16 protein-coding genes are annotated in these 14,175 nt (G+C 69.4%); 10 read left to right on the top strand and 6 right to left on the bottom strand.

Going from position 1 to position 14,175, the window contains the following annotated elements; all coding sequences use genetic code 11:
- Positions 1-8: 8 nt before the first annotated feature.
- Positions 9-2,282, top strand: coding sequence for a xanthine dehydrogenase family protein molybdopterin-binding subunit (locus AC1DMS_RS02890; protein ID WP_369664615.1), 2,274 nt, complete (start codon positions 9-11; stop codon positions 2,280-2,282).
- 54 nt (positions 2,283-2,336) lie between these two features.
- Here AC1DMS_RS02890 and AC1DMS_RS02885 read toward each other — a convergent pair whose 3' ends face one another.
- Both AC1DMS_RS02885 and norR read right to left on the bottom strand, forming a co-directional pair.
- Positions 2,337-2,567, bottom strand: a complete 231-nt coding sequence (locus AC1DMS_RS02885; protein WP_478131842.1) for a hypothetical protein — start codon at positions 2,565-2,567, stop codon at positions 2,337-2,339.
- Positions 2,568-2,810: 243 nt separating this feature from the next.
- Positions 2,811-4,388: a nitric oxide reductase transcriptional regulator NorR gene (norR, locus tag AC1DMS_RS02880; protein WP_369664614.1), complete on the bottom strand. Its 1,578-nt coding sequence runs from the start codon at positions 4,386-4,388 to the stop codon at positions 2,811-2,813.
- A 138-nt stretch (positions 4,389-4,526) separates the two neighbouring features.
- Between norR and hmpA the strand changes: the two genes are divergently transcribed.
- The 4 genes from hmpA (at position 4,527) to clsB (ending at position 7,861) form a co-directional block, all read left to right on the top strand.
- The gene (gene hmpA / locus AC1DMS_RS02875; protein WP_369664613.1) at positions 4,527-5,711 is read left to right on the top strand and encodes an NO-inducible flavohemoprotein; all 1,185 of its coding nucleotides are present in this window, start codon (positions 4,527-4,529) and stop codon (positions 5,709-5,711) included.
- A 75-nt stretch (positions 5,712-5,786) separates the two neighbouring features.
- Positions 5,787-6,068 carry a hypothetical protein gene (locus AC1DMS_RS02870; protein WP_018906986.1) on the top strand — a complete coding sequence of 94 codons (282 nt, stop codon included), beginning with the start codon at positions 5,787-5,789 and terminating at the stop codon, positions 6,066-6,068.
- Between the two features lie 157 nt (positions 6,069-6,225).
- Positions 6,226-6,597 (top strand): response regulator, encoded by a 372-nt coding sequence (locus tag AC1DMS_RS02865; RefSeq protein ID WP_369664612.1) that lies wholly within the window; start codon positions 6,226-6,228, stop codon positions 6,595-6,597.
- A 22-nt stretch (positions 6,598-6,619) separates the two neighbouring features.
- A complete protein-coding gene (gene clsB / locus AC1DMS_RS02860) occupies positions 6,620-7,861 on the top strand; it encodes a cardiolipin synthase ClsB (protein ID WP_418148292.1) in 1,242 nt (413 codons plus the stop codon).
- 9 nt (positions 7,862-7,870) lie between these two features.
- Here clsB and AC1DMS_RS02855 read toward each other — a convergent pair whose 3' ends face one another.
- Positions 7,871-9,253 carry an NAD-dependent succinate-semialdehyde dehydrogenase gene (locus AC1DMS_RS02855; RefSeq protein WP_369664610.1) on the bottom strand — a complete coding sequence of 461 codons (1,383 nt, stop codon included), beginning with the start codon at positions 9,251-9,253 and terminating at the stop codon, positions 7,871-7,873.
- A gap of 14 nt (positions 9,254-9,267) precedes the next feature.
- Positions 9,268-9,774 carry a transcription elongation factor gene (locus tag AC1DMS_RS02850; protein WP_369664609.1) on the bottom strand — a complete coding sequence of 169 codons (507 nt, stop codon included), beginning with the start codon at positions 9,772-9,774 and terminating at the stop codon, positions 9,268-9,270.
- A 231-nt stretch (positions 9,775-10,005) separates the two neighbouring features.
- Here AC1DMS_RS02850 and AC1DMS_RS02845 point away from each other — a divergent pair, with 231 nt between their 5' ends.
- Together AC1DMS_RS02845 and AC1DMS_RS02840 are read left to right on the top strand one after the other, a co-directional pair.
- The gene (locus AC1DMS_RS02845; protein ID WP_015866352.1) at positions 10,006-10,425 is read left to right on the top strand and encodes a CBS domain-containing protein; all 420 of its coding nucleotides are present in this window, start codon (positions 10,006-10,008) and stop codon (positions 10,423-10,425) included.
- Between the two features lie 316 nt (positions 10,426-10,741).
- Positions 10,742-11,299, top strand: coding sequence for a type 1 glutamine amidotransferase domain-containing protein (locus tag AC1DMS_RS02840; RefSeq protein WP_018906990.1), 558 nt, complete (start codon positions 10,742-10,744; stop codon positions 11,297-11,299).
- Positions 11,300-11,305: 6 nt separating this feature from the next.
- On the opposite strand, the gene AC1DMS_RS02835 is transcribed toward AC1DMS_RS02840, so the two are convergent.
- The gene (locus tag AC1DMS_RS02835; RefSeq protein ID WP_018906991.1) at positions 11,306-11,800 is read right to left on the bottom strand and encodes a BON domain-containing protein; all 495 of its coding nucleotides are present in this window, start codon (positions 11,798-11,800) and stop codon (positions 11,306-11,308) included.
- A 220-nt stretch (positions 11,801-12,020) separates the two neighbouring features.
- Between AC1DMS_RS02835 and AC1DMS_RS02830 the strand changes: the two genes are divergently transcribed.
- The 3 genes from AC1DMS_RS02830 to AC1DMS_RS02820 are packed head-to-tail and all read left to right on the top strand — an operon-like array spanning position 12,021 to position 12,826.
- Entirely contained in the window at positions 12,021-12,161 is a 141-nt protein-coding gene (locus AC1DMS_RS02830; protein WP_018904114.1) for an Hsp20/alpha crystallin family protein, read from the top strand.
- Positions 12,158-12,358: a hypothetical protein gene (locus AC1DMS_RS02825; RefSeq protein WP_018904115.1), complete on the top strand. Its 201-nt coding sequence runs from the start codon at positions 12,158-12,160 to the stop codon at positions 12,356-12,358. The genes AC1DMS_RS02830 and AC1DMS_RS02825 overlap by 4 nt, the downstream gene beginning before the upstream one ends.
- Before the next feature lie 15 nt (positions 12,359-12,373).
- The gene (locus AC1DMS_RS02820; protein ID WP_369664608.1) at positions 12,374-12,826 is read left to right on the top strand and encodes a DUF1772 domain-containing protein; all 453 of its coding nucleotides are present in this window, start codon (positions 12,374-12,376) and stop codon (positions 12,824-12,826) included.
- Here the strand turns inward: AC1DMS_RS02820 and AC1DMS_RS02815 are convergent.
- Entirely contained in the window at positions 12,792-14,162 is a 1,371-nt protein-coding gene (locus tag AC1DMS_RS02815) for a chloride channel protein (RefSeq protein WP_369664607.1), read from the bottom strand. The genes AC1DMS_RS02820 and AC1DMS_RS02815 overlap by 35 nt on opposite strands.
- Positions 14,163-14,175: the final 13 nt, after the last annotated feature.

The raw sequence follows: 14,175 nt of genomic DNA, 5'->3' as shown, positions 1-14,175 counted from the left end.
CATCCGCCATGTTGCCCACTCACATCGATTCCACCGAACTGCCGCGCATCCTTCAGCGCCTGATGGCCGAAGCAAGCCAATCACAACCCGAGGACACCACCGCATTGCCGCGCCGCAGCTTCCTCAAGCTGGCTGGCGCCGGCGGCCTCGCGCTCGGCGCCTTTCCCCACATGGCCATGGCGCAGGCCACCGGCAAGCAAGCGGCGGCCAGCACCCTCAAGCCGACGCAGCAGCCTTCGGCTTTCGTGCAGATCGCGCCCAACGGCGAAGTCACCGTGACCCACAACCGCCTCGAATTCGGCCAGGGGGTGCAGACCGGCCTGCCGATGATCCTGGCCGAGGAGCTCGATGCCGACTGGAGCCTGGTGCGCAGCAAGAGCGGCACCAATGACGCCGCCTACCACGACCCGGTCTTCGGCATGCACCTGACCGGCGGCTCCAACTCGATCAAGAACAGCTTCACGCAGTACCGCGAGCTCGGCGCGCGCGCCCGCGCCATGCTGCTGTCGGCCGCGGCGGCGCGCTGGAACGTCGACGTATCCACGCTGCGCACGCAGGCCGGCACCGTGCTGGGCCCGAACGGCCGCAAGCTGGGCTACGGCGAACTGGCCGAGGCCGCCATGGCGCTGCCGGTGCCCGAGAAGGTCAGGCTGAAGGACCCCAAGGACTTCAAGCTCATCGGCCGACCGACCACGCGGCTGGATGCGCGCGCCAAGAGCAGCGGCCGGCAGGACTACGGCATCGACGTCAAGCATGCCGGCCAGCTCACGGCCGTGGTGGCGCATCCGCCGGTGTTCGGCGCGCGCCTGGCTTCGGTGGACGACAGCGCCGCGCGCGCCGTCAAGGGCGTGAAGGCCGTGCTGCGCGTGCCGCTGGACCGTGGCGCCGAGGGCGTGGCCGTGGTGGCCGACGGCTACTGGCCGGCCAAGCTGGGCCGCGACGCGCTCAAGCTGCAGTGGGATACGGCCGCCGTCGAAAAGGTCGACAGCGGCAGGCAACTGGTCCAGTACCGCGAACTGGCCAAACAGCCCGGCGCGCGCAAGTTCGACGCCGACATGGCGCCGCTGGCCAAGGCGCCGCGGCAGCTGGAAGCCGAGTTCGTGTTCCCCTACCTCGCCCATGCGCCGATGGAGCCGCTGAACTGCACTGTCCAGCTGTCGGGCGACAGCGCCGAGCTGTGGGTCGGCACCCAGTGCGCGGGGCTCGACGGTGCCGCGGCGGCGCGCGCGCTCGGCCTCAAGCCCGAGCAGGTGCGCGTGAACGTGCAGATGGCGGGCGGCGGCTTCGGCCGGCGCTTCGTGAGCACCAGCGACGTGATCGTGGAGGCCTGCGAGATCGCCAAGGCCGCGCGCGCCGCCGGGCTCAACGCGCCGGTGCGCCTGCTGTGGAGCCGCGAGGACGACATCAAGGGCGGCTACTACCGCCCCATGCACCTGCACCGCGCGCGCATCGGCTTCGACGAGCGCGGCAAGGTGCTGGCCTGGGACCACGTCATCGTGGGCCAGTCGATCACCGCCGGCTCCGTGTTCGAGCCCTTCCAGGTGAAGAACGGCATCGACGCCACGGCCACCGAGGGCATGCGCGATCCTTACCCGCTGCCGATGCGCCTGACCGTGCACCACCCCAAGGTCAACGTGCCGGTGCTGTGGTGGCGCAGCGTGGGCTCCACCCACACCGCCTTCGTGATGGAGACCCTGCTCGACGAGATCGCGCGCAGCACAAAGCAGGACCCGGTGGCCTACCGCATGCAGCTCTTCGGCGACAAGCACCCGCGCCACCGCGCCGCGCTGCAGCTCGCCGTCGACCGCAGCGGCTATGGCAAGAAGCAGCTGCCCGCCGGCCGCGCCTGGGGCGTGGCGGTGCACGAGTCCTTCGAGTCGGTGGTGGCCTATGTGGTGGAGGCTTCGGTGAAGGACGGCCAGCCGGTGCTGCACCGCGCCACCGCCGGCGTGCACTGCAACCTGGCCGTCAATCCGCGCAGCGTGGAAGCGCAGGTGCAGGGCGCCGCGGTCATGGGCCTGTCGATGTGCCTGCCGGGCGGCGCCATCACGCTGAAGGACGGCGAAGTGCAGCAGGGCAACTTCGGCGACTTCACCGTGCCGCGCATCACCGACATGCCCGAGTTCGCCGTGCACATCGTGCCGAGCGCGGAACCGCCCAAGGGCATCGGCGAGCCGGGCCTGCCGCCGCTGGCGCCGGCTTTTGCGAACGCGATCGCGCAACTGACGGGCAAGCCGCTGCGGCAGCTGCCGTTCGACCTGGCTGACACAAAACCGGCATGAGCCGCACCCCGACGCGCATGCACTGAGCCGGGCGGGCACGGAACGGTGTGCGCCCTAACGGCGCAGCGCCGGCGAAGCTTCGGCCTCCTCGATGTGCCCACCCAAAGCGGCATTCGGGCTCGGCTCCGCAGGCCGCCGAAGCGTTGCTTCCTGGGCCAGCCGCGTGGCGATCGCCTGTTCGACGGCCCGGCGCGGCGCAAGCTGTATGCGGCCGCACTGGGCGCAGCGATAAAGCCGCAGCGAAGGGAACAGGCGCATCCACAGCCGCCGCTGGAGCCGTTTCATGTGGGCAAAGCCGCACGTGCAACTTGAAAACAGGTTGTGCAAGACAAGCTCCAAAGGGTTCACGGCACCGAGCTTGTCTGTCGCTGGAACCTCTCAGCTCCAGGCAGCTACGTTGCGTAATTGTTTGTCTAAATTTCGCGCCATTGTGTTGAGATTGGTAACTGTTAACACTCCCACAAAGTGGTGAGTGGCTGCGCGGACCGTTGGGGTATGCCGATGCCTCCGGCATGGGATGCACGGGGCTCAGGGCGTGCTTTCCGGCCGCGGCACGCCCAGCTTGCGCAGCGTCCGGTGGAAGTTGCTGCGGTCGATGCCGGCCTCGCGCGCCGCATTGGCCACGTGCCCGCGGTGCCGCGCCAGCGCATCGGCGAGCCAGGCGCGCTGGAAGGCCTCGGTGGCTTCGCGCAGCGTGGCGCCGCCACTGGCAACGCCCGCGTGCTGGCCTGCCGGCGCCGGTGCAGGTGGCGCAGGCGACGCTGCCGGACCGCCGGCCGCCGCAGCCTCCAGCGCCAGGTGATGCGGCTCGATCGCCGTCCAGCGCGCGCCGCGGCGCTGCTCCCTGAAGGCGCGCAGCGACGCGCGGCTGATCACATGCTCCAGCTCGCGCACGTTGCCGGGCCAGCCGTGCGCGAGCAGGGCGGCCTTGGCGGCCGGCGACAGCCGCAGGTTGCGCGCGCCCAGGCGATGCTGGTTCTCTTCAAGGAAGCCGCCCGCGAGCGCCACCACGTCGCGCCCGCGCTCGCGCAGCGGCGGCACGACCAGCGGATAGACCGAGAGCCGGTGGTAGAGGTCGGCCCGGAAGCGGCCCTGCGCGATCGCCGCGGGCAGGTCGCGGTTGGTGGCCGCGATCACGCGCACGTCGACCTTCAGCGTGCGGTCGCTGCCGGGCCGCTGCAGCTCGCCGCTCTGCAGCACGCGCAGCAGCTTGGCCTGCACCGTCAGCGGCAGTTCGCCGACCTCGTCGAGAAAGAGCGTGCCGCCATCGGCGATCTCGAACTTGCCGTTGCGGTCCTGCACCGCGCCGGTGAAGGCGCCGCGCTTGTGGCCGAAGAGCTCGCTGTCGGCCAGCGTCTCGGGCAACGCCGCGCAGTTCACCTGCACCAGCGGCTGGTCGCTGCGGCGCGAGCGCGCATGCAGGCGCTGCGCCACCAGGTCCTTGCCCACGCCGGTCTCGCCGAGCAGCAGCACCGTGAGGTCGGACACCGCGACCGTGTCGATCTCGCTGCACAGCTGCTTCATCGCGGGGCTGCTGCCAAGGAGCTCGCGCGTGGCGCCGCGGCCCGAGCGCAGGGCCTGGGCCACGGCCTGCTCGCGCATGGCGCGCGCTTCCATTTCCTGGATCGTGTGGGCAGCCTCGATGCCGGTTTCGACCAGCGCCACCAGCGCGTCGAGCTGTGCCGGGCCCACGGCCTCGAAGGTGCCGGCGTCGAGCGCGTCCAGTGTCAGCAAGCCCCAGGTGGCACCGCGCAGGCGCAGCGGCGCGCCCATGCAGTCGTGCACGGGCAGGATGCCCGGCTGGCCCGCGACGAGGCCGTCGTACGGGTCAGGCAGGCCGCAGTCGTGCGGGAAGCGCAGGCCCCGCCCGCTCTCGAGCAGGCGGGCAAAGCGCGGGTGCGAGGCCACGGGGAACTGCCGCCCCAGGGTTTCGTCGCTCAGGCCGTCCACGGCCAGCGGCCGCAGCACGTCGCCGTCGAGCCGCAGCAGCGCGGCGGCATCGCATCGCACGAGGCCGCGCGCAGCGGCAAGGAGCGAGCGGTAGCGCTGCGCCTCGGTGGCCGCGGCCGCTTCGCCCGTGGTCGAATTGACACTGTTTGTGGTCATAAATACAACATGGATCCTGTTGCGAATTTGACCACGTATCGCAAATCCCCAGCGGCGGCGGGCACTTGCGGGGGGCCAGGAGCTGGCACGGATCGTGAGAAGGAAAAGCATCCCAACTGCCGACCCCGAAAGCCACAGATGACCCCGCAAAACATCGCCATCGTCAAAGCCACCGTTCCCGCGCTCCAGGCGCACGGAGAGGCCATCACCAGCCACTTCTACCGGATCATGTTCGAGAGCCATCCGGAGGTGAAGGCCTTCTTCAACGAGGCGCACCAGGCCGCCGGCAGCCAGGCCCGCGCACTGGCGGGCGCGGTGCTGGCCTATGCCACGCACATCGACCGGCTCGAAGAGATTGCAGGCGCGCTGCCGCGCATCATCCAGAAGCACGCCGCGCTGGGCGTGCTGCCCGAGCACTACCCGATCGTCGGCGGCTGCCTGCTGCAGGCCATCAAGGACGTGCTCGGCGAAGCCGCCACCGACGAGATCATCGCGGCCTGGGGCGAGGCCTACCAATCTTTGGCGGCGCTGCTGATTGCCGCAGAGGAAGAGGTCTACCGCGCCAATGCCGCGCAGACCGGCGGCTGGCGCGGCGAGCGCGAGTTCCGCGTGGCGCGCCGCGAGCAGGAGAGCGACGTCATCACCTCCTTCTACCTGGAGCCGACCGACGGCGGCCCGCTGCTCGCGTTCTCGCCCGGCCAGTACCTCACGCTGGTGCTGAACATCGACGGCGAGCCGCTGCGGCGCAACTATTCGCTGTCCGATGCGCCGGGCAAGCCCTTCTACCGCATCAGCGTCAAGCAGGAAGAGGGCGGCCGCGCCTCCAACTGGCTGCACGAGAAGGCCGGGGTCGGCACCGTCTTGCGTGTGCAGGCGCCTTGCGGCGACTTCGTGCTGCAGCCCGCCGGCGAGCGCGTGCGGCCGCTGGTGCTGGTGACAGGCGGCGTGGGCATCACGCCGGCCATGAGCATGCTCGAGTCGATGGCGCACACCGGCCGGCCGGTGCACTTCATCCACGCCGCGCGGCATGGCGGCGCCCATGCGTTCCGCTCGCGCGTCGATGCGCTGGCCGCCCGGCATGCCAACGTGAAGCCGCTCTACGTCTACGACGCGCCGCGCGAATCCGACCGGCCGCATGCGACCGGCTTCGTCACGCGCGAGCTGCTCGCGCAGCAACTGCCGGCCGACCGCGACGTCGACCTCTACTTCCTCGGCCCCAAGCCCTTCATGAAGGCGGTGTATGCGAGCGGCCTGGCGCTGGGCGTGCCCAAGCAGCAGCTGCGCTACGAATTCTTCGGTCCGCTGGAGGCGCTGGAGGCATGAGGCGGGCTACCCCATCTTGTCGACGCTTCGGCTTCACGGGTATAGGATGAAAGTGCACTCACGAGGAGATCCCAAATGCCCGCCCTGAACGCCCCCGAGAGCAGCAGCAGCCGCGCCGTCGAACGCGCGCTGGACGAAAGCAAGCAGGTGAAGAAAACGGTGGAAGAAGCCGCCGACGAGCTCGCCGTCGTTCACGTGGTGCTGGACAAGGGCGTCTCCGAGGACACGCGCACCGACGACCTCGACCGCGCGATCGAGCAGACCGGCCAGATCGAGAAGAAGCTGTCGAAATCGGTCGATCTGCTCGAGAAGGTCGCCGAAGCGCTGGAGACCGAAAGCAACCGCAAGGCGTCCTGAGCAAGCCCCGGCGCGCGCTTCGGCGGCGCGCTTCCTGGGCACCGTCTCCAAGTCGAGAAGCTTGCCTACAAGGACGAGCAGGGCCGGGCCGTACAAAGACCGCATTGGTGGTTGCGTTCCGATGTCCCAAGAGCCTCCAGACGCCGAAAGCGTATGCATGCCGCTCACTACGATCCTTGTCGAGGACAGCCGGACGATCCGGGACAACCTGATTCCCGCACTCGAAGAGCTGGCCGGCGCCCGTGTGGTGGCCACCGCCGAGACGGCCCAGGCCGCCATCGATGCGCTTGCGCAGCATGGCACCTGGCAACTCGCGGTCATCGATCTCTTCCTCAAGGAAGGTTCCGGCCTCACGGTCATCCGCTCCTGCCAGGGCCGCGCGAGCAACCAGCACGTCATCGTCCTCACCAACTATCCAAGCGCTGAGATGCGCCGCCGCTGCCTGGCGCTCGGCGCCGATGCGGTGTTCGACAAGTCCACCGAGCTCGACGCCTTTTTCGAGCACTGCCTGGGCTACCAGGCCCCCTGAGCCTGCGTGCGGACAGCCGTCCATGAAGAACTCTCCCGCCAGAGGCCTGGGCCGTGCCCGCTGGGTTCCGGGCAACCGGGTCTCGCTGCTGGAGAACGGAGAGGAGTTCTTTCCGCGCGTGTTCGAGGCGGTGCGGCGCGCGCAGCGCGAGGTGCTCATCGAGACCTTCATCCTGTATGAAGACAAGGTCGGCACGCAACTGCATGCCTGCCTGTGCGAGGCGGCCAGGCGCGGCGTCCGGATCGACCTGCTGGTCGACGGCTTCGGTTCACCGGATCTCTCCGAGGCCTTCATCCAAGAGATGGCTGCGGCCGGCGTCCGGCTCCGGGTGTTCGATCCGGGCCACAGCATCCTGGGGCAGCGGCTGAACCTGCTGCGCCGGATGCATCGCAAGATCGTGGTGGTCGACGATGCCTGCGCCTTCGTGGGCGGCATCAACTTCTCCGCCGATCAGCTGCTCGACTTCGGCGCCACGGCAAAGCAGGACTATGCGGTGGAACTGAACGGGCCGATCGTGCAGCTGATCCATCGCTTCGCCGCGCGTGCGGTTGCCGCCGACAAGAAGAAGGCGCAGCAAGGCGCGCGCAGCCATCGGCCCGCGCCGCCGGAGCGCCAGCAGGAAGGCAGCGGCCACGCCACCGGCCATGCGCGCGCCGGCGAAGCCGAAGTGTGCCTGGTCACCCGCGACAACTGGCGCCACACGAACGACATCGAGCGCCACTACCGCGTGGCCATCCGCAGCGCACGGCAGCGCGTGGTCATCGCCAATGCCTACTTCTTTCCCGGCTACCGCCTCATCCAGGACATGCGCAACGCGGCGCGGCGCGGCGTCGACGTGCGCCTCATCCTGCAGGGCGAGCCGGACATCCCGATCGTCAGGATCGGGGCCCGCATGCTGTACCACCACCTGCTGCTGGCGGGCGTGAGCATCTTCGAATACTGCGAACGGCCGATGCATGCCAAGGTGGCGCTCACCGACGACTGCTGGAGCACCGTGGGCTCGAGCAACCTGGACCCGCTGAGCCTGGCGCTCAATCTCGAGGCCAACGTGGTCGTGCACGACCCGGCGTTCAATCGCGCGCTGTCCGAGCGGCTCGAGCACATGAACCGCAACTGCAAGCGGATCGGGGCCGCGGACCTGGACAAGTGGAGCAGCTGGCGGCTGGTGCGCAGCTTCGTCGTCTTTCACCTGCTGCGGTGGTATCCCTCATGGATCGCATGGCTGCCGCGCCATGCGCCCCGCGTGACCCCGCTGGGCCGCTGAGCGCTGCGTTCACTGATGCCCGGCCTGAGCCACCCACACCGTCTTGATGTTCACGAACTCCTTGATGCCGTAGCCCGACAGCTCGCGGCCGTAGCCGCTGTCCTTCACGCCGCCGAAGGGCAGCCGCGGATCGGAGCGGACGGCCTCGTTGACGAACACGCAGCCCGCCTCGATCGACTCGGCCGCGATGCGCTCGGCGCGGGCCAGGTCGCGCGTGATGACGGCGGCGCCCAGGCCGAACGACGAGTCGTTGGCGACGGCGATGGCCTCTTCCTCGCCCCGCACCGGAATGACCGCGGCCACGGGGCCGAACAGCTCTTCGTCGTATGCGGGCATTCCCTTGGCGACGTCGGTCAGCACGGTCGGCGGGTAGTAGGCGCCCGGGCCTTCGGGAACCTGCCCGCCGAGCAGGCAGCGCGCGCCGCGCTGCACGCTCTGCGCGACCTGCCGGTGCAGCGCGTCGCGCAGGTCGTGCCGGGCGAGCGGGCCGATTTCCGTCGCCATGTCCAGCGGATCGCCTTGCCGCGCCGCCTTCATCTTCTGCACGAAGCGCTGCTCGAATTCGCGCCGCACCGGCTCGACGACGATGAAGCGCTTGGCGGCGATGCAGCTCTGGCCGCCGTTGACCAGCCGGCCCTTGGTGCACACGCTGGCGGCCAGGTCGAGGTCGGCGTCCTCCAGCACCAGGTAGGGATCGCTGCCGCCGAGTTCGAGCACCGTCTTCTTCAGCATCTCGCCGGCCTTGCGCGCCACCGCGCTTCCGGCCGGGCCGCTGCCGGTCAGCGTGACCGCGCGCACCAGCGGATGCCCGATGGCCGCATCGACCTGCGCATTGCCGATCAGCAGCGTGCGGAACAGGTGCTCGGGCATGCCGGCCTCGCGCAGGATCTGCTCGATCGCGAGCGCGCAGCCCGGCACGTTCGACGCATGCTTGAGGACCGCCGCATTGCCGGCCATCAGCGCAGGCGCGGCGAACCGGAACACCTGCCAGAACGGGAAGTTCCAGGGCATCACGGCCAGCACCACGCCCAGTGGATTGAAGGTGACGAAACTCGTGCGCGCCTCGGTATCGGCCGGCTCGCGCGCCAGCAGCCGCGCCGCGTTGTCGGCGAAGAATTCGCAGCACGCCGCGCACTTCTGCGCCTCGGCAATGCCGTCGCGCAGCGGCTTGCCCATTTCGTGCGCCATCAGCCGGCCCCAGGTGTCGGACTTCGCGCGCAGGATCTTCGCCGCCTCGCGCAGGTGCTGCGCGCGCTGCTCGAACGAGGTGCCGCGCCAGGCCAGGAAGGCCTCGTGCGTCTTGCCGATGATGTCGTCGACCGCGGCACGCGGCATTTCCGCATGGGCCTCGAGCTTCTCGCCGGTCGCGGGGTTGATGGATTCGATGGTCATCTTGCTGCCTGTCCTCACTTGGCGGCCTTGTGCGCGGCCCGCGTGCGCGCTGCCTTGCGGGCGGCATGCGAACGCTCGGCGGGACTCTTGGTACGCGCCGCCTTGCGCGCCGCTGCCGAGCGCTCTGCCGCGGTGCGCTCCTTGGACGCCGCCTTGGCATGCCGGGCCAGCGCCGGCCTGGACGCCGCGGCCTGGCTTTCGTGCTGCAGGGCGCCGATGGTCGCGCGCGAGCGCTTGCGCGACACCTTGGCAGCCGGCTTGTCGCCGGCCTCCAGCGCCTGCTGTGCGCTGCGCCGCGTCTTCTCGGAGACCGTGCCCTTCTTGGGCACGGGCAGGTCGACGCCCGCGCGGCGCGCCTTCGACAAGCCGATTGCAATGGCCTGCTCGGGCGAACGCGCCCCGTGGCGGCCTTCGCGGATGTGCTCGATTTCCTCGCGCACGAACTCGCCGGCCTGCGTGGTCGGCGCCTTGCCTTCGCGCTTGTCGCGCTCGGCGCGTTCGATGGTTTTCTTCTCGGGCATGGTGGATCTCCCGCAGTTGAAATTTCACTCTAGGCCGCTGGCGCGCCGCGGGTGTAGGGCGCCGCGACCTCGTCGATGTAGGCCTTCGACGATGCAGGCGATCACGCGCGTGGGGCGCCGAGTCCTACAGAGGGGAGGCGGCAATTTTTCGCAAAGTGTTCACGAGGCCCCGGCGCCGGCCGCCTCGGCCGGACCCGCCGCGTGGCCTTTCAACCGAAGAGGAGATTTCTCATGCACACGATCAAGGATGTGATGAGCCGGGACGTGCAAGTCATCAGTCCCGATGCGAGCATTGCAGAGGCCGCGCGGCAGATGCGCGACGGCGACTTCGGCATGATGCCGGTCGGCGCGAACGACCGGATGATCGGCTCCATCTCGGACCGCGACATTGCCGTGCGCGCGGTGGCCGAAGGCCGCGGCGCCGACACCAAGGTGCGCGAGGTGATGTCCGACCGGATCCGCTGGGCCTATGAGGACGAACCGGTCGAACGCGCTGTCGCGATCATGGGCGAGTACCAGATCCGCCGGCTGCCGATCGTCAGCCGCGACAAGCGCCTGGTGGGCATCGTGGCGCTGGGCGACCTTGCAGTCAGGGAAACCGAGTCCGAACCCGCGGCCGAAGCGCTGTGCGAGATCTCGGAGCCCGCCTGAGCACTGGCGCCCGCGCCGAGGTTGGCGATTTCCTACAGCGCTTCCGCATCCCTCTGACAGAAGTGGGCGATGCGGCGGCGCAGTCTGGAGTTGGATGTGGTGCGCCCCTCCGGGGCTCCGACGGTGCTCATGTGGAATCGAGCGAGCACGACGAGAACGGGGCCGGACAGGCCGGCGCAAACGCCAATGAGCGTGGCTCGTGGGCAAGGCGCATGGCATGAAAGGCGCACCACGTCCCCCTTTGAAGCGCAGCGGCCGGCCGCTGCCTTTCTTTCTCTTTCTCTCTCTTGCAAACACGGCCGAAAGGATTTCCCCAATGAGCAAGACCCAACTCGATGGCGCCAAGGTCGCCATTCTCGTGGCCGACGGCTTCGAGCAAGCCGAGATGACGGAGCCGCGCAAGGCGCTCGATGCGGCCGGCGCCGCCACCAAGATCGTCTCGCCGAAGGACAACACCGTGCGCGGCTGGAAGCACCACAAGCCAGCCGATGAATTCAACGTCGACATACCGCTGCCGCAGGCCGCCGCGCACGAGTTCGATGCGCTCGTGCTGCCCGGCGGAGTCATGAACCCCGATGTGCTGCGCATCAACGAGGAGGCCATCGCCTTCGTGCGCGATTTCTTCAAGGCCGGCAAGCCGGTGGCCGCGATCTGCCACGGACCGTGGACGCTGATCGAGGCCGACGCGGTGCGCGGCCGCACGATGACCTCGTGGCCCTCGCTGCGCAGCGACCTCACGAATGCCGGCGCCAAGTGGGTGGACCGCGAAGTGGTGGTCGACGGCAACCTCATCACCAGCCGCAAGCCGCAGGACCTGCCGGCCTTCGACCGCGAGATGGTCCGGCTGTTCGCGGATGCGCGGGCCCACGCCTGAGACGGCTCAATGCAGCGGGCGCCCGGCGGGCTCGGTGCGGCCCTGCAACTCGGAGATTCCCTCGGCCGTGTCGTGGCAGCTGAGTTCGTTGGTCACCGCCTGCACGCCCCGCATCTGCTTCAGCTCGTAGAGCAGGTCGTCCAGCTCCCGGGTCAGGATGTGGCCCCGCAGGTGGACGCTGCCCCGGTCGACTTCCACCTCGATCGACCTCGGATGGCTCACGACCCGTCCGAGCCGTGCGCGGATGCGCTCGTGCAGTTGGGAGTCGGTCTCGGGTTCGCCGCCTCCGGTGCGATCGAGCCGGCCGGTGGCCATGTATCCCTTCAGGTGGTCCGCCGCTCTCTTGCCTGCGGATTCGGCCATGTCCGCGGCCTCATGCCCGGCCGCAATGGCCTTGTCGCGCGCGAGCGCCCGGCGCCGCGGGCCGCTCTGGTGATCGAGGTAGTACATGGCCACAGTGCCTGCAGCCACGCCGGCTGCGAAGGAAACGAAATCGCGCATGGTGGTGCTCCTGTTCCTAGTGTGTGGATGGACGACTTTTCACTACTTTGCGCGGGCCGCAAGGGCCGTCTGTCGGACATCGTCGATGGATGGCAGCCGCGGCAACTGTCGTTGCGGCGCGCCCGAATTCCTTCGCACGCGGCAGGGGTTTGCCAACGGCCGAACATAGGCTTGGAGCGTCGCCGTGCCTGCGCGGAGGCGACGTGTTTCGCCACCACACTTGACGGGAGATCATCATCATGAATGCCCTGACCCGCATGGAACGAATAGCGGCTTCACGCTCGGCAGCGAGGTGGACGACAAGACCGCCGTCGCCAGGCTGGAGGACGGCGTGCTGAAGATCGAGCAGGCCTTCGCATGACCATTCAATGGGACGAGCTCCGCACTGCATACGATGCCTGGCGCGCGGAGCGCGACAAGTTCGACCGCTGGATGACGGCCATTGCCGCCGGCGAGCCGTACGACAAGGCCGAACTGCAACGAGACATCGAAGAGCTCGACGCGAGGCACCAGGTCTTCCTGGAGAAGGCCAGGCCGTTCGTGCAGTCGGCCGCCTAGCTCGACGGGCTTGCCATGGGCACGAGGATCGTTCAGTTCCTGGCCATTGCGATCGGCGCTCTCGCGCTGATTCCCTCGGGCGCCCACCTGGCGGCGCTCCCGAACAAGATCGGCCTCGGCCAGCCGGAGTATTTTCTGGTGCAGGGCATCTACCGCGGCTGGGCCGTGCTCGGCTCGCTGTGGGTGGCGGCGCTGGTGGTGAACATCGCCCTTGCGGTCGTCGTCCGCTCGCAGCCCCTGCCGTTCTGGCTCGCGCTCGGTGCCGCGGCCTGCATCGCGGCAATGTTCGCGATCTTCGTGGCATGGACCTTGCCGGGCAACCAGGCCACGCACAACTGGACCAGCGTCCCGGCCAACTGGGAGATCCTGCGGCGCCACTGGGAGTACTCGCATGCGGTGAACGCGGCCATCGTGTTCCTCGCGCTCTGCCTGGTCACGGCGTCGGCGTTGTCCTGGCGGCGGGCGTGACTGCCGCGGCATCCGTGGGCAGCATCGAGCCCACGGCGCGCCACACCATGTGCTCGGCCAGCGTGTCGTACAGCGGCCGGCTGATCATGCGCGAGACCAGGCTGGACAGCATGGCAGCCGCCATCAGGCTCAGCACCATCGAATGGCCATCGACCATTTCCATCACGATGATGAAGGCGGTGAGCGGCGCCTGCGTGACCGCAGCCAGGAAGCCGGCCATGCCCATCGCGATCAGCGCAGGGCCGAGATCGCGGCTGGCCAGCGCGGCCACCGCGTCGCCGATGCCCGCGCCGATGGACAGCGAAGGCGCGAAGATGCCGCCCGGCACGCCGCTCCAGGCCGTGAGCCAGGTGGCGACGAACTTGAGCACGGTGTTGAGCGGCGTGAGTTCGTCATGCCCCTGCAGCATCTGCTTCACGGCCTCCGACCCGGCGCCGAAGGTGACACCGCCGGTGACGAGCCCGATGATGGCCACGGCCAGGCCGCAGGCAGCCGCGAAGCGCACCGGAAAGCGCGCGCGCCAGCGGTTGAGGCGCCCCGGCGCGCCCGTGAGCGAGGCGATCAGCAGGCGCGCGAACAGGCCGCCCGCCGCGCCGCTGAGCAAGGTGACCAAGAGGCCCGGCCCGAGCGCATCCCACCCGAGCCGCGGCACGCGGATCACGCCGAAATAGCTGCTGTTGCCGAACACCGAGACGGCCACCAGGCCCGCCAGCACGATGGCGGTGATGATCAGGCCGCTGGAACGCGCCTCCAGGCGGCCCGAGAGCTCCTCGATCGCGAACACCACGCCCGCGAGCGGCGCATTGAAGGCGGCCGCGATGCCCGCCGCGCCGCCGGCCACCAGCAGCGCGCGCCCGTCGATGGTGGTGCGCGGCGACAGCCAGCGCCGCGCATGCTGCATCACCCCGGCCGCCACCTGCACCGAAGGCCCTTCGCGCCCGATCGAAAGCCCCGCCGCGAAGCCCGCCGCGCCGAGCCCGATCTTGGCGACCGTGAGGCGCAGCGATGCGAAGCTGAAGCGCCGTTCCTCCGGCAGCGTGGCGTGCAGCGCCGCCTTGATCTGCGGAATGCCCGAGCCTCCAGCGCCCGGGAAGAAGCGCAGCGTGAACCACGCGATGGCGGCGGTGAGCAGCGGCGTGGTCAGCAGCACGGCCCAGGGCCACGCGCGGTGGAAGCGCTGGAACGCGCCGAACACCCAATCGCTCGCAAGCGTGAAGCCCACCACGAAGAGCCCGGCCGCAATCGCATAGCCCAGCACGATGGCGCGGTCGAGCCAGGTGCGGCCGCTCGAGAGTTCGGCCCGCAGATGTTCGAGGAAGTCTGGCTCGCGGTTCATGGGTGCGGGCCAG

The sequence above is a fragment of the Variovorax sp. 05T418 genome (assembly GCF_056396385.1).
This window is presented reverse-complemented; position numbering and strand designations above follow the sequence as displayed.

Coding starts and splice junctions, on each gene's coding strand:
- AC1DMS_RS02825 (WP_018904115.1), top strand. CDS start 12,158: ATGACCATTCAATGGGACGAGCTCCGCACTGCATACGATGCCTGGCGC.
- AC1DMS_RS02870 (WP_018906986.1), top strand. CDS start 5,787: ATGCCCGCCCTGAACGCCCCCGAGAGCAGCAGCAGCCGCGCCGTCGAA.
- AC1DMS_RS02855 (WP_369664610.1), bottom strand. CDS start 9,253: ATGACCATCGAATCCATCAACCCCGCGACCGGCGAGAAGCTCGAGGCC.
- hmpA (WP_369664613.1), top strand. CDS start 4,527: ATGACCCCGCAAAACATCGCCATCGTCAAAGCCACCGTTCCCGCGCTC.
- norR (WP_369664614.1), bottom strand. CDS start 4,388: ATGACCACAAACAGTGTCAATTCGACCACGGGCGAAGCGGCCGCGGCC.
- AC1DMS_RS02890 (WP_369664615.1), top strand. CDS start 9: ATGTTGCCCACTCACATCGATTCCACCGAACTGCCGCGCATCCTTCAG.
- AC1DMS_RS02815 (WP_369664607.1), bottom strand. CDS start 14,162: ATGAACCGCGAGCCAGACTTCCTCGAACATCTGCGGGCCGAACTCTCG.
- AC1DMS_RS02885 (WP_478131842.1), bottom strand. CDS start 2,567: ATGAAACGGCTCCAGCGGCGGCTGTGGATGCGCCTGTTCCCTTCGCTG.
- AC1DMS_RS02820 (WP_369664608.1), top strand. CDS start 12,374: ATGGGCACGAGGATCGTTCAGTTCCTGGCCATTGCGATCGGCGCTCTC.
- clsB (WP_418148292.1), top strand. CDS start 6,620: ATGAAGAACTCTCCCGCCAGAGGCCTGGGCCGTGCCCGCTGGGTTCCG.
- AC1DMS_RS02865 (WP_369664612.1), top strand. CDS start 6,226: ATGCCGCTCACTACGATCCTTGTCGAGGACAGCCGGACGATCCGGGAC.
- AC1DMS_RS02845 (WP_015866352.1), top strand. CDS start 10,006: ATGCACACGATCAAGGATGTGATGAGCCGGGACGTGCAAGTCATCAGT.
- AC1DMS_RS02850 (WP_369664609.1), bottom strand. CDS start 9,774: ATGCCCGAGAAGAAAACCATCGAACGCGCCGAGCGCGACAAGCGCGAA.
- AC1DMS_RS02840 (WP_018906990.1), top strand. CDS start 10,742: ATGAGCAAGACCCAACTCGATGGCGCCAAGGTCGCCATTCTCGTGGCC.
- AC1DMS_RS02835 (WP_018906991.1), bottom strand. CDS start 11,800: ATGCGCGATTTCGTTTCCTTCGCAGCCGGCGTGGCTGCAGGCACTGTG.